The sequence below is a fragment of the Pelagibacterium sp. genome, assembly GCF_048264985.1.
In the GTDB taxonomy this organism is placed as follows: Bacteria; Pseudomonadota; Alphaproteobacteria; order Rhizobiales; family Devosiaceae; genus Pelagibacterium.
The window spans coordinates 1,200,228-1,213,006 of sequence record NZ_JBLXCL010000001.1 but is presented as its reverse complement, the minus strand read 5'-3'; the positions used below and the strand labels follow the sequence as shown (position 1 = coordinate 1,213,006).

The 12,779-nt window shown below is 57.0% G+C and carries 11 protein-coding genes; 1 reads left to right on the top strand and 10 read right to left on the bottom strand.

Going from position 1 to position 12,779, the window contains the following annotated elements; genetic code table 11:
• The first annotated feature begins 184 nt into the window (after positions 1 to 184).
• A complete protein-coding gene (locus tag ACN0TA_RS05955; RefSeq protein ID WP_417580788.1) occupies positions 185 to 511 on the top strand; it encodes a hypothetical protein in 327 nt (108 codons plus the stop codon).
• A gap of 587 nt (positions 512 to 1,098) precedes the next feature.
• On the opposite strand, the gene ACN0TA_RS05950 is transcribed toward ACN0TA_RS05955, so the two are convergent.
• The 10 genes from ACN0TA_RS05950 to ACN0TA_RS05905 form a co-directional block, all read right to left on the bottom strand.
• Positions 1,099 to 1,629, bottom strand: coding sequence for a peptidylprolyl isomerase (locus tag ACN0TA_RS05950; RefSeq protein WP_417580786.1), 531 nt, complete (start codon positions 1,627 to 1,629; stop codon positions 1,099 to 1,101).
• 56 nt (positions 1,630 to 1,685) lie between these two features.
• Entirely contained in the window at positions 1,686 to 3,266 is a 1,581-nt protein-coding gene (locus ACN0TA_RS05945) for a peptide ABC transporter substrate-binding protein (RefSeq protein ID WP_417580784.1), read from the bottom strand.
• Positions 3,267 to 3,271: 5 nt separating this feature from the next.
• Complete coding sequence (locus ACN0TA_RS05940; protein WP_417580782.1) at positions 3,272 to 4,282, bottom strand: ABC transporter ATP-binding protein; 1,011 nt, start codon at positions 4,280 to 4,282, stop codon at positions 3,272 to 3,274.
• Positions 4,279 to 5,283: an ABC transporter ATP-binding protein gene (locus tag ACN0TA_RS05935; protein WP_417580780.1), complete on the bottom strand. Its 1,005-nt coding sequence runs from the start codon at positions 5,281 to 5,283 to the stop codon at positions 4,279 to 4,281. The genes ACN0TA_RS05940 and ACN0TA_RS05935 overlap by 4 nt, the downstream gene beginning before the upstream one ends.
• Positions 5,280 to 6,452: an ABC transporter permease gene (locus ACN0TA_RS05930; protein ID WP_417580778.1), complete on the bottom strand. Its 1,173-nt coding sequence runs from the start codon at positions 6,450 to 6,452 to the stop codon at positions 5,280 to 5,282. Before ACN0TA_RS05930 ends, ACN0TA_RS05935 begins: the two co-directional genes overlap by 4 nt.
• The gene (locus tag ACN0TA_RS05925) at positions 6,449 to 7,378 is read right to left on the bottom strand and encodes an ABC transporter permease (RefSeq protein WP_417580776.1); all 930 of its coding nucleotides are present in this window, start codon (positions 7,376 to 7,378) and stop codon (positions 6,449 to 6,451) included. The genes ACN0TA_RS05930 and ACN0TA_RS05925 overlap by 4 nt, the downstream gene beginning before the upstream one ends.
• A gap of 247 nt (positions 7,379 to 7,625) precedes the next feature.
• A complete protein-coding gene (locus tag ACN0TA_RS05920) occupies positions 7,626 to 9,191 on the bottom strand; it encodes an ABC transporter substrate-binding protein (protein ID WP_417580774.1) in 1,566 nt (521 codons plus the stop codon).
• Between the two features lie 188 nt (positions 9,192 to 9,379).
• The gene (locus tag ACN0TA_RS05915; protein WP_417580772.1) at positions 9,380 to 10,921 is read right to left on the bottom strand and encodes a UxaA family hydrolase; all 1,542 of its coding nucleotides are present in this window, start codon (positions 10,919 to 10,921) and stop codon (positions 9,380 to 9,382) included.
• On the bottom strand, positions 10,918 to 11,931 hold the full coding sequence (locus tag ACN0TA_RS05910; RefSeq protein WP_417580769.1) for an aldo/keto reductase: 1,014 nt from the start codon (positions 11,929 to 11,931) through the stop codon (positions 10,918 to 10,920). Before ACN0TA_RS05910 ends, ACN0TA_RS05915 begins: the two co-directional genes overlap by 4 nt.
• Positions 11,928 to 12,770, bottom strand: a complete 843-nt coding sequence (locus ACN0TA_RS05905) for an amidohydrolase family protein (RefSeq protein WP_417580767.1) — start codon at positions 12,768 to 12,770, stop codon at positions 11,928 to 11,930. The genes ACN0TA_RS05910 and ACN0TA_RS05905 overlap by 4 nt, the downstream gene beginning before the upstream one ends.
• Positions 12,771 to 12,779: the final 9 nt, after the last annotated feature.

Sequence of the window (12,779 nt, the reverse complement as noted above, 5' to 3'; positions counted from 1 at the left end):
CCTGTTCTGGTTGACTTCGAAGATGAGCATTACAGTGCCGAAGTCGGGCTTTGGAACTTGACCAGCAAGGACATCGTCATGTCGCCGCGCCGAGGTAACTTTGCATTCTGCCGCCCACGCGCCAGAAATTCCGGGCTACCGTGATCGAGAAACCGCCTTTCTTACGGGTCTTTTCGGTCGGCGTTTGCAGGTCGACATTGTCATTGGCTTCGCGTCGGTGGCCTTACCAAAAGCCCCAAATTGCGCGATTGCGGCCAGGCTGCAATCAGGTCGGATCTTCGACGCCATTGATCTGACCCACAAGGCGTTCGCCGTCATTCACGATCATCACATCATCGGCGCCAGAGGCAGAGAATGGCGAATGGCCAGACAAGAGAGCCAGTGCAACGGCATTATTCTTTATGTGTATGTTCTCGAAGCAAGTGGCTTGGAGTCGCCGCGATACAATCAGGTTCGCTCTGAACGCTATGCCGGACCGGCTCATCTGTCCCCGTTCGTTCGAAGGGGATGAAGACGCAAAATGAGGGATTTGCCGGTCCCCTACCCCGAAGCCTTGCTGCGCATCGATTTCGCTATAGAGCGGATAGCCAGGAACTCGTTACCTCAATTGTCGCACAGCAGATTGGCAACATTCCAGAAGCGGCTATTCCAGGTCAAACCGCTGGAACTGGGGCGCTGCCAGTCGCATTTTGCCCCGTTAGCCGGAACGAAATTCAATCGCGCCGATACCGCTTGAGCCATTGGATAGCCCCGAGTTTCCTGGACACTGTTGAATTACATTTTCGACACGCTTGAGCAGATTGAATAGGACATCTCCCAAACGGTTGGCACAACCGGGCTCTACCTACTTATGCCGATGGTCATGAAGCCTGACGGCCGCCATAGCCCCTGCCCTATCCTTCCAAGGCATTGCTGATGGACTTGGCCCGTATCTTCCAACGTCCGCCTCTTAGCGAAATCTTCAGCCAGGCTTATAAGCCGCTAGGCCGGAGGCAACGGCACATCGCCCGATGTCAGGATCTGCTGGCGATGTGCGGGTCGGAAATTGCCTATAAACTTCAGTGCTTCTCTGCAGCGATCCGAACCATCGTCGCGAGGTCAAGCAGGTTGTACCCGCGTGCATCGTGAGAACTTGATTGGCGTTGCTGGATACTCGCTCGCCTCGGCCCTTGCGAAGATCGACAAGACAGTGTCTTGGCCCTGCACAACGGTGCCAAATGCGGCGAAGCCCTGGCCGTCGGGGTTGCGCTGGCCACCAAAGTCCAGTTCAGGTTGATCGCCAATACAGATGAAGAACTCTGATCCTGCCGAACCCGGTGCCAGCCGTGCCATGGAAATGGTCATGTGCTTATGACGCAGGCCGGTCTGTTCGGTGGTCTCATGGGCGATGTTGGGAAACGGCGCAGGTTGTTCTTCGGAGCTCTGTATTCCCCACTGGACGACTTCGATCTTATGTACGGTTTCGGCGGGTTGGTTGGCCAGTGTGACGATCCGGTACGCCGATGCACCATCCAGATGTCGCCCATCGACATAGTCCAGGAAGTTCCTGGCAGTGAGTGGGGCACTCGACTCGTCGACATCGACGGTAAAAGAGCCAAGTTCGGTTTCGATCAGGACAGGAACAGTCACTTGCGGCTTTCTTAAACAGGAGGATGCTCCCGCCCGCAGGCGGGAGCCATAGATCTCTATTCGTTGATTTCAGCGTCACGGAAATACGGGACGTTGAGCGGCGAACGCCAGAAGCCGGTCACTTCCGGGCTCATCATCATGTAGTTGTAACGATGATACTGCGGCAGGATGACGTGGTCTTCCATGAGGATTTCTTCCGCCTCACGCATCGCGTCGCGCGACTCCGCCTCGTCCGTGGCCGCCTTGGCAGCAGCAATGGCGGCGTCGTAATCGTCGTTGGACCAATTGTTGAGGTTGTTGGCGCTTCCGGTGACAAAATTGTCGAGGAAGGTCATCGGGTGCGGATAATCGGCCCCCCAACCCATCTGGGCAACCTGGTACTCGACCTTCTGCACTTCAGGGTAGAACACCTGCCACTCAGTCGCCTGAATAGCGACGTCGATGTTGAGGTTTTCCTTCCACATCTGCTGGATGGCTTCGAGCAGCTTCTCGATCGGTGGCGATGAATAGGTCACATAAAGGGTTTCAGGGAAGCCCTCTCCGTTCGGATAGCCGGCTTCCGCCAGCTCGGCCTGGGCACCTTCAACATCGGCTGTTTCCGAAAGGCCGAAACTGGGCCGGCCATCGGTATAGTCCTCGCCGGCAAGGCTCATGCCCGGCGGGACAAGTCCAAGTGCCGGTGTGTCGGCCGACTGCAACACAAACTCAATAATCTCCGAGCGATCGATAGCCATAGAGAGAGCTTTGCGGACATGAAGATTGTCCAAAGGCGCCTGGCCCGGATTGAAGAACGCATAGGTCGTTCCAAGCGCAGGCACGATCATGAAAGCGTCGGATTCAACCGAAAGGCGGGGAATTTCAGGAGCCGGAACAGATTCGATGCCATCGACGTCGCCTGCCTCCATAGCGGCAAGCGCCGTTGCCGGATCGGGGATCAGGCGGAAGGTCAACTTGTCGAGACTGACTTCATCGGCGGCATAATAGTTGGGGTTCTTTTCGAACACTACCGACTCGCCCTGGTTAAACTCGGTAACACGGAAGGGACCGGTACCGATGAACGTGTCGGGGTTGCGGGTCCAGCCATCGGGATCAGCCGAGACGATGTCTTCACGGACCGGGTAAAACGCTGGATAGTTTAGAAGCTGAAGCATATAGGGCACGCGCTGCTTGAGCGTGAAGGTCAGCGTCTTGTCATCGGGGGCCGAAATGGCGATGGCTTCGGGATCCGCACCGCCATATGCTTCTTCAGCACCAACAATGTGGTAAAGCATCTGCGAATTCATGGCGCCGGTCGCAGGGTCGAGAACACGCTGCCAGGCATAGACGAAGTCAGAAGCCTTGACCGGCTCACCATCACTCCAATTCGCATCGCGGAGGGTGAATGTGTAGGTCAGACCGTCCTCGGAGATTTCCCACGCATCGGCCAGAGCCGGCAGGACCTCCCCTTCTGCGCTCAGGCGCACAAGCCCTTCAAACGTGTTGCCAATGATTGGCGCAGCAAAGGTTTCGGCGGTCGTACCCGGATCGTACTGAGCACTTTCGTTGTTGACCACATAGGTCAGTTCTCCTGCTGCCCACGCACCTCCGGTCGAGGCAAGCAGGGCTGCCGTCATAAGCGGCAAGACCAGTTTGTTCATTACGTTCACTCCTGTTGTGGTGCCGTGTTGGGGTTGGCTTGTGCGGCCAACTCTTCGGCAAAATGGCAAGCGGACAGATGTCCGTTGCCAAGCTCTTTTAGCGGCGGCTCCACCCGGGCACACAGTTCGGTAGCAAGCGGGCAGCGGGTACGGAAGCGGCAGCCGGAAGGGATGTTGATCGCCGTCGGGATTTCTCCCTGCATCGGCTCGTTAACGCGCGCGGCTTCGGGATCGGGCACTGGAATGGCCGAGAGCAAAGCGCGCGTGTAGGGGTGCGATGGACGGTGGTAGAGATCAGCACTGGTTGCGAGCTCCACGATCCTGCCCAGATACATCACGCCGATACGATCCGAGATGTGCCGGACCATCGAAAGATCGTGAGTGATAAAAAGATAAGTCAGATTGAGGTCTGCTTGCAAATCCTCAAGCATGTTGACCACCTGGGCCTGAACGGAAACATCGAGCGCCGAGATAGGCTCGTCACAGATGACCAGATCGGGTTCCAGTGCGATAGCACGCGCTATACCGATGCGCTGCCGTTGCCCACCCGAAAACTCATGAGCAAAACGCTGCCCGGAATCCGATGGCAAACCCACGCGATCCAGAAGATCGGCGACCTTCTTGCGGCGATCGGCGGGGGTGCCAACACCAGCAATGACCAGCGGCTCTACGACAAGATCCCCTACACTCATGCGCGGGTTCAGGCTTGCATAGGGATCTTGAAAAATCATCTGCACGCGGCGGCGGAAGCTTCCGAGCCTGCGATCGGCAACCGATCCAACGTCCTGCCCGTCAAAAACAATGCTGCCCGAGGTGGGGTCGTGCAGGCGGATGACCGTACGCGCCAATGTCGACTTGCCGCAGCCGGATTCTCCGACCAGCCCAAGCGTCTCGCCCTTGTGCAGCGTCAAGTCGACACCATCCACCGCACGCAGCACCGGCTTTGTTGCAAAGGGGCCGGCAGGCAGCCGAAAATGTTTGTGCAGGTCGCGAAGCTCAAGCAGGGGTTGGGTCATGCCACCACCTCGTTAATCGCTTCAACTTTAGGCGCTTCGGGATGCTGAAGCCAGCAGCGGGATTGATGTCCTCCTCCAAACAGCGGCGGCAAGGCTTCTGTACATTGCGCCATGGCAAATGGACACCGCGGCGCGAATGGGCATCCCGGCGGCGGGAGAAGCATATTTGGCGGACTTCCGGGAATTGGCGTCAGTCGGCGGTGCGTATCATCGCGCAGGTCAGGCACTGCACCAAGCAAGCCCACTGTGTAGGGATGAGCCGGACGGGCGAAAATATCGCGCACCGGGCCGGTCTCCATGACAAGTCCACCATAAAGGACCAGCACGCGGTCGGTCACTTCAGCAATGACCCCCAAATCATGTGTGATGAGGATGACCGACATGCCGAGACGCCGCTGTAGATCTTTGAGCAGAGAAAGGATTTGTCGCTGGATGGTGACATCGAGCGCCGTGGTCGGCTCGTCGGCAATCAGCAATTGTGGGTCGCAAGCGAGCGCCATGGCAATCATAACGCGTTGCCGCATTCCGCCGGAAAATTCGTGCGGATACGAATTGAGCCGCTCGGCAGCCGAAGGTATGCGCACCAGTTCAAACAGCTCAATGGCACGGGCGCGGGCCTGCGCTCGGCTGGCCTTGCGATGACGGCGAATGCTTTCCATAACCTGCTCGCCCACTGTCAGCGTGGGATTGAGCGAGGTCATGGGGTCCTGAAAAATGACGCCAATGCGATTGCCGCGCAGATCGGAAAGCGCGGCTTCGTCAAGCGCAAGAAGATCGGTCCCCTCAAAGCTTGCAGAACCGGACTTAATGCGACCGCCGGCCTTGAGCAGGCGAAGCACCGACATGCAGGTTATGGACTTGCCAGAGCCACTTTCGCCGACCAGGCCCAGAATTTCTCCGGGGTGCACGTCAAAGCTGACACCACGAACCGCTTGCACTTCGCCGCGGCGGGTAAAGAAGGATGTGGCGAGATCGCGCACTGAAAGAATGGGTTGGGTCATCCGCGCATCTTTGGATCAAGCGCATCGCGCAGACCGTCGCCCAGAAAGTTAAAGGCGAACATGGTGAGCGAGATAGCAGCCGCGGGGAAAAATAGCTGGTGCGGGTAGGCCCGCAAGGTTTCCACCGCTTCGGATGTGAGCGACCCCCATGAGGCGAGAGGCGGCGTCACACCAAGCCCGATGAAGCTCATGAAGCTTTCGATGAAGATAGCGGAAGGGATCAGCATGGTGAGGGTGACGATTATGGGGCCAATGGAGTTTGGCAGTAGATGTTTGGTGAGAATACGGGCTGGCGAAGCGCCCATTGTTCGCGCTGCAGCAACATAATCTTGCGATTTCAGGCCCAGGATTTGTCCACGAACGATACGGGCCATGTCGACCCAAAACACCGAACCGATGGCGATGATGATGGACAGCAGGCCGGAATCGAAGACCACCATCAACAAGACGACGTAAAGCGTCAGCGGAATTGTGGAGATGATCTCGACGAAACGCATCATGACGGCATCTACCCTGCCGCCAATATAGCCGGCAATTCCGCCGTAAAAGACCCCAATGAAGAAGTTCACTAACGTCGCGACAAAGGCAACAGTAAGGGAAATCTGAGCGCCATAGAGCTGTCGCACAAGAATGTCGCGCCCGAGCTGATCAGTGCCGAAAAGATAAGTGCGGTTCCATTTCCAGCCCGAAGGACGCAGCTCGGTTCCATCTTCAAGCATGACCCGAGCCGGCAAGCTGGAGTAGTCCAGGGTCAGCGCCTGATCTCCAAATTCGTAAGGCTGGCTCTTCTTGAGAATATCCTTTCGCCCGCCGCGGAGCAGGCCGAGCACCTGACCGTCGTCGTCGACCTGATAGAGATTGAAATTGGAAGCGTTGAGGAAAAAACGCGTCGTATCGCCAGCACTATCGGTGACCGAGTAGGTCTCGAAAAACGGTGGGATGTTGGCGAGTTTAAGCTCTTGCTTGAAATAGGTGTGCGGCGAAAACATCGGGCCGAAAAAGGCAGCGATCACCAAGGCGATGATGAAGACAATACTCACCACGGCCGGTTTATTGGCCCACAAGCGGCGGCGCACCTCCTGGCCATAGGTTGGCGCTGGCGGTGGCGGTGCAGAGGTCGTGGCACCGGGTGGGAGTTTGTCCCACATCTGAGGCGGTATATTGGTCATGCCGGGGCCTTGGTAAGCTTGATACGCGGGTCCAGCCAGACATAAAGGAGATCGACGATCAGGATCATCACCATGAGGATCGCGGCATAGAAAATGGTTATGCCCATAATGGCTGTGTAGTCACGATTGGTTATTGAGAGCACGAACTGTCGACCGATCCCGGGCAGAGCAAATATTTGCTCGATGACAAACGAGCCGGTGACGAGGTTGGCAACGACCGGACCGAGGACAGTGACCACCGGCAAGAGCGAGTTGCGCAAGCCGTGCTTGAATAGGATCTGGCCCGGGCGAAGGCCCTTTGCACGGGCAGTCGTCATGAAATCCTGATCCAGGGTTTCGAGCAGTGACGACCGCGTAAGGCGCGAAACGAACGAGATCCAGAATCCAGAGAGGGCAAATACCGGCAAAAAATAGCCACGCCAATCATCGAGTCCGAATGTCGGCACCCAACCCAACCGCAATGCAAAGACATAAAGCGAGACTGTCGCAATGACATAGGACGGAATAGCGACCCCAAGAGTCGCAATAAACATAACCGTCGTATCCGGCCAGCGGTTACGGTTGAGCGCCGCGACAATGCCAAGAGGCACGCCGAGAGCGACAACGCAAATCACTGCCAACAGCCCAGTTCGCAACGTAACCGGAAGGCCAGCTGCGATCATTGAGTTGATCGAGACACCGGGATATTTGAACGATGGGCCAAGATCAAAGGTGAGAATACGACCGAGATAATTGAAATATTGCTGCCAGATCGGAAGGTCTAGGCCGTATTTGGCATTGAGTGCCGCGGCGATTTCGGGCGCAAGCATGCGCTCTGAGACAAACGGCCCTCCAGGGACCGCATGCATCAGAAAAAAGGTCAGCGTGATGATGGCGAAGAGCGTGACCGCCATCATGCTGAGGCGGCGGAAAAAATATGAATACATCAGGGGCGCATACTAAAAATCGGATTGCTGAGGGAAAATGGACTCTCGCGCATTTCCCTTTGCACCAGCAAAGGATGCTAAATCAACTCTATAAATTCTACCTGCAGAGTTATCACACGTTGTTCGCTAGTTTCTTGCGAATCCGCCACGCTTTACGGCCCGAAACGCGCTTGAGTGCCATGAACGTCGGTCTGCGATCAGAGCCGTTTTGAAACAACACGTGATTCCGCGAGCCGCACTGGCCGCTCTACTGGTCTACCGTCACCCAACGCAGCATAAAGAAGTTGTCCGGACGCTGGACGAGGTCGATACCCTCGCGCGCCGCCCAGACCAGGGGTTCTTCATAGAGCGGCACATAGGCGACTTCGTCCTGCAAAATGCCGGCGACTTCATCGAGCATCGACTGACGGATTGCGGGATCTAGCTCAGATTGAATTTGAGGTAGAAGCTCATCGACGCGCGCATTGGAATATCCGCCAAAATTCCAGGTTCCCAACGTGTCGGTGGGCGTATGCGCGAGAAACCGGATCGGGTGCTCGGCATCAAATGTACCTGGAGACCATCCGAGCAAAAACATATCGTAATTGCCTTCGCGCAGCTCAGGCCAATAGTTCGCAACGGGAATAGTCTCCAATTGTGCTTCGAGTCCGATTTGGGCCAGCATCGAAACAATGGCCTGGCAAACCTCTGCATCGTTGAGGTATCGATCGTTCGTGCATTTGAGGTTGAAGCTAAAGCCATCGGCGTATCCAGCATCTTCCAGCAACTGCATGGCCAGTTCAGGATCGTAAGCTGGCCGCTCGGCGTGAGATTGGCTGTATCCAGAGAGCCCCGCAGGTTGAAGCTGACTTGCAGGTTCGGCCAATCCGTTCATGAGCACTTGATCGATGGCGTCGACGTCGATGGCGTGTGCGACGGCTTCACGCACAGCGATGTCCTGGAACGGGTTGCCTTCCAAAGTACCGTCGCCCCCATACAGTTCGTTCTGGTTGTGGCCGAACCCCATCATGATCACTCTGGCTTCAAGGCCTTCGAAAACGGTGATTTGACCACTCTCACGCAACCGCTCGACGTCCCGAACCGGGACAGAGGCGAGCATGTCGATTTCACCCGATACCAAGGCAGCGATTGCTGTGGCCGATGACGTAATCGGGTTGAGTATCGCTTCGGTTACGTTGTGTTCTGCGGTGTCCCACCAATCAGGGTTGTCAACGAGGCGCGTCTGGACGCCGGGCTCGCGCGACGACAGGATAAAGGGACCGGTGCCGTTGGTTTCAAGTGTTGCTGCCGTCTGCTCGTCTCGCGCTGGCGCTGTGGAGCCATTGGCCTCCGCCCAACCACGATCCATGATCATCCAGTTGGCGATGGAGTCGGGGAATATGGGATTTGGCGCGCTGAGGACGATGTCGATTGTATAATCATCGATCACGCGCACTTCGGCGACCGGCGCGAACCATGAACGGACGTCCGATTGCTCGGAGATGCCGCGTTGATAAGAAAACAACACATCATCTGCAGTAAAATCGGCTCCGTCGTGAAATTTCACGCCTTCACGCAGATAAAAGCGCCATCCATCTTCTCCTTCAAGCGGCTCCCAGCTTGTCGCAAGCGAAGGCTCGATGGCCATGTTTTCGCCGCGACGGACAAGTCCTTCGTAGATGTTGTTCAGGAATGAAGTGACGGGAGCGAGGTTGGCAGCGTGGGGATCCATGGTTTGTGGATCGGTGGTCGCGGACCAGCGAAACGTTTCAGCGTGAACCGCTCCAACCATGACTGTCGTCGCCAACATGGCGGTTGCAATAAACCTCAGCATCTTCGCAGTCCTCACCGTTCTAGCTCCTCAAACCCTCGACCGGCCCAGACTGGCCGGTTCCGACCAAGCTGGCAAGTGCTCCAAATGTTGAGCCGAGATCAGGAGCAGCAGCAAGAACGCCTATTCTCTGTGCGCCGGAGCGAAACTCGAACCAATTGCCAAGTCTTCCAGCAGGAATTGACGTTGCATCACATGACCGCACCGACCTGCCAGGGGGCAAATTCGTTGTCGCCATACCCCAAATCCTCTGACTTTGTCGTATTGCCCGAAGCGACATCAAGAATGTGCCGGAAAATTTCAGCGCCCTTGTGCTCCAGCGTCGTGCCTTCGAGGATGTCGCCGCAGTTGATGTCCATGTCCTCTTCCATGCGGGCATAGAGTTCCGAGTTCGTCGCCAGCTTGATCGACGGGACAGGCTTGCAGCCGAAGGCCGAACCACGGCCAGTGGTAAAGCACAGAACATTGGCGCCACCAGCGACCTGGCCCGTTGCAGAGACCGGATCGAAGCCAGGTGTGTCCATAAAGACGAAGCCCCGGTTGGTCACTGGTTCGGCATATTCGTACACGGCGGTGAGTGGCGTAGTACCTGCCTTAGCTGCAGCACCCAGTGACTTTTCCAGGATTGTGGTCAGCCCACCAGCCTTGTTGCCTGGCGAAGGATTGTTGTTCATCTCCCCACCATTGCGTTCGCAATAATCTTCCCACCAGTGGATACGGTCGATGAGCTTTTCGCCTATAGCGCGGTCGGCTGCACGGCGCGTGAGCAGGTGTTCCGCACCATAAATCTCGGATGTCTCGGAAAGAATTGCGGTTCCGCCCTGACGGACGAGCATGTCTACGGCCACGCCCAGCGCAGGATTTGCCGTTATGCCCGAATATCCATCTGATCCGCCGCACTGGAGCGCAAGGATCAGTTCAGAGGCAGGAATGGTTTCGCGCCGGGCGCTAGCGGCGATGGGCAACATTGCCCGTACGCGTTCAATTCCCTGCTCGATCGCCTTTCGGGTTCCGCCCTCGCCTTGGATCGTAAGCGTCTGAAAGGTTTCGTCCTCGGCGATGTTATACATCCGCTTCATGCGCCCAATCTGGAAAACCTCGCAGCCCAGCCCGACCATCAGTACCGCACCGAGGTTGGGATTGGCGGCATACCCCCACTGGGTGCGCGAAAGAATATCGAACCCCTCCCCTTTTCCCGACATTCCGCAGCCCGTGGAATGAACAAAGGACACAATCCCATCAATGGTCGGATAGTCATCGAGCATGCCAGTCTTCTCGACAGCCTCGGCGATGTAACGGGCCACTGTGGCCGAACAGTTTACCGAGGTAAGGATGCCGATGTAGTTGCGGGTACCGACTTTGCCGTTCGAGCGACGAAAGCCCTGAAACGTCGCTCGCTCGGCTTGCGGGACAAAATCGACTGGTGTCACGGCGGCCCCGAAATCATAGTCCCGCGCGAACGCACCGGCCTCTGCCCCCATGCCGCAATTGTGCTCATGAACCCATTCGCCAGCGGCAATAGGCTTTGTCGCAAAGCCGATAATCTGTCCGAACTTGCGGACAGGCTCGCCTTCAGCAATTGGCGCTAAAGAAACCTTATGGCCCCGGGAAATGCGCTGAGTGCAAACAAGGCCCGGCTGAACTTCAGATTTGGCCGGCACGTTGTCGAGCATAACCGCGACATTGTCATCAGCACTCAACACCAGTGCGGGATGGTTTTGGGGGTCAGTCATGTAAGGGCTTTCGAAGTGTTTGATCCGCCCGGCAAGGGCACAGCGGCGTCGACGATGCCGGCATCCACGAGTCCCTGCCAGAAGGCCGTTGGTATGTCTTCGCCAAGATAGCCGAGCGTTTGCTTGACTGTGTGGGGCCGCGTCATTCCAAATACTACGGATGCAATTGCTGGATGTCCCAGCGAAAACTGGGCTGCCGCGGCCGGCAGGCTGACTCCGAAGCTGTCGCAAATCGACTGGACCGCTCTAACCTTGTCGATCACATGCTGAGGCACCACGCCATAATCATAAGTTGCGCCGGACACACCCTTGGCCAGCACTCCCGAGTTGAACACGCCAACATTGACGATTCCAACTCCCTTTTTTTCCGCCAATGGCAGGCAATCGGCGAGTGCTGGCTGTTCTATGAGAGTATAGCGCCCAGCGAGCATGACGAGATCAAGGTCGGCCTCGGCCATGAAGTCGGCAGCCACATCGGATTCATTGACCCCGATACCAATTGCCTTGACAACCCCCTCACTGCGCAACTGGTCCAGCGCTTTGTAAGCGCCCTCGATTGCGGAGCGGTAATGGCGGGCGAAATCAACTCCAAGGTTGCGCCTATCGACGTCGTGAATATAGACGATGTCGATGTCGGCCAGACCAAGGCGGGCGTGAGACTGCTCAAGCGAGCGCATCGTAGCGTCATAAGAATAGTCGAGCACCGGCATCAATTCGAGCGGCGCCGTCCACATGCCGCGATCATAGTCCTGGCCGCGCGGCGGGATCATGTAACGCCCGACCTTGGTGGACAGCACATAGTCCGCGCGGGGCTGATTGCGCAGAAACTGGCCCGTGCGCAGTTCGCTCAGGCCGAAACCATAGAGGGGCGAGGTATCGTAGTAGCGCAGGCCGTTGTCCCAGGCCGCCCGCAGCGTTTCTTGCGCTTCGGCATCGCTGACCTCGCGCGAAAGGTTTCCAAGGCCGGCGCCACCGAACCCGAAGCGTGGCAAGTCGAAAGACGTTTTCATGGGTGTTCGATCCGATAAAAGCTCTGGCAGGTGCGCCCCAGTATGGCTTCCGCCTCGTGGGACGACAGTTTGCTCGCCCATTCAATGACGATGTTCATCGCGGCATGATAGTCGGCCGCGCACAAAGCCACCGGCCAATCGGATCCGATCATCAAGCGCTCGGCGCCAAATTTCTCGATAACGAAATCGAGGTAGTTTGTGTACGGCACGTCCCGCCAGCGATCCCAATGGGCCTCGGTAACCATGCCTGAAAGCTTGCAGCAAACATGGTCCCGCTCGGCAATTGCCGAGATCCCTGCAGCCCACTCTTCGTCCCAACCCTGGGCAAGACGCGGTTTGGCGATGTGATCGACGACAAATCGTGTATCGGGAAGCGTGTCAACGAGCCTTGTCGCTGCTGTCAAATGCGGCGGCTTGAGCAGGAGGTCGTAACTCAACCCATATTTGTTCAACAAACCAACCCCGCGTCTATGCGGCTCTGAGTTGGCAAATTCTGGATCGGGGTGATCATGGATGAGCATGCGAACGCCCTTGAAAGCCTGATGCTCGGCATAGTGCTCAATCCGGGCCTCCACCGCCGGATCGCAAAGATCGAGCCAACCGACCACGGCTTTTACAATTTCATGATCGTCGGAGAGTTGCAAAAGCGCGTCGTTTTCAGCTTCGCGCGCACGCGCTTGTACGGCCACGGAACCGGAAAAATCTATTTCAGACAGCAACGGCGCAAGTTCAGGGGGGCCAAAGTCACTATGCAAGACGCTCATCTCCGGCCCCATCCAACCGTAATCGCTGGCGTCGCGGGAATAGTTCCAAAAGTGCTGATGTGCATCTATCCGCATAGCGTCACT

Bases quoted from the DNA above. Each gene is read 5' to 3' on its own strand.
- ACN0TA_RS05945 (WP_417580784.1), bottom strand. From the start codon at position 3,266: ATGAACAAACTGGTCTTGCCGCTTATGACGGCAGCCCTGCTTGCCTCG.
- ACN0TA_RS05940 (WP_417580782.1), bottom strand. From the start codon at position 4,282: ATGACCCAACCCCTGCTTGAGCTTCGCGACCTGCACAAACATTTTCGG.
- ACN0TA_RS05935 (WP_417580780.1), bottom strand. From the start codon at position 5,283: ATGACCCAACCCATTCTTTCAGTGCGCGATCTCGCCACATCCTTCTTT.
- ACN0TA_RS05930 (WP_417580778.1), bottom strand. From the start codon at position 6,452: ATGACCAATATACCGCCTCAGATGTGGGACAAACTCCCACCCGGTGCC.
- ACN0TA_RS05925 (WP_417580776.1), bottom strand. From the start codon at position 7,378: ATGTATTCATATTTTTTCCGCCGCCTCAGCATGATGGCGGTCACGCTC.
- ACN0TA_RS05920 (WP_417580774.1), bottom strand. From the start codon at position 9,191: ATGCTGAGGTTTATTGCAACCGCCATGTTGGCGACGACAGTCATGGTT.
- ACN0TA_RS05915 (WP_417580772.1), bottom strand. From the start codon at position 10,921: ATGACTGACCCCCAAAACCATCCCGCACTGGTGTTGAGTGCTGATGAC.
- ACN0TA_RS05910 (WP_417580769.1), bottom strand. From the start codon at position 11,931: ATGAAAACGTCTTTCGACTTGCCACGCTTCGGGTTCGGTGGCGCCGGC.
- ACN0TA_RS05905 (WP_417580767.1), bottom strand. From the start codon at position 12,770: ATGCGGATAGATGCACATCAGCACTTTTGGAACTATTCCCGCGACGCC.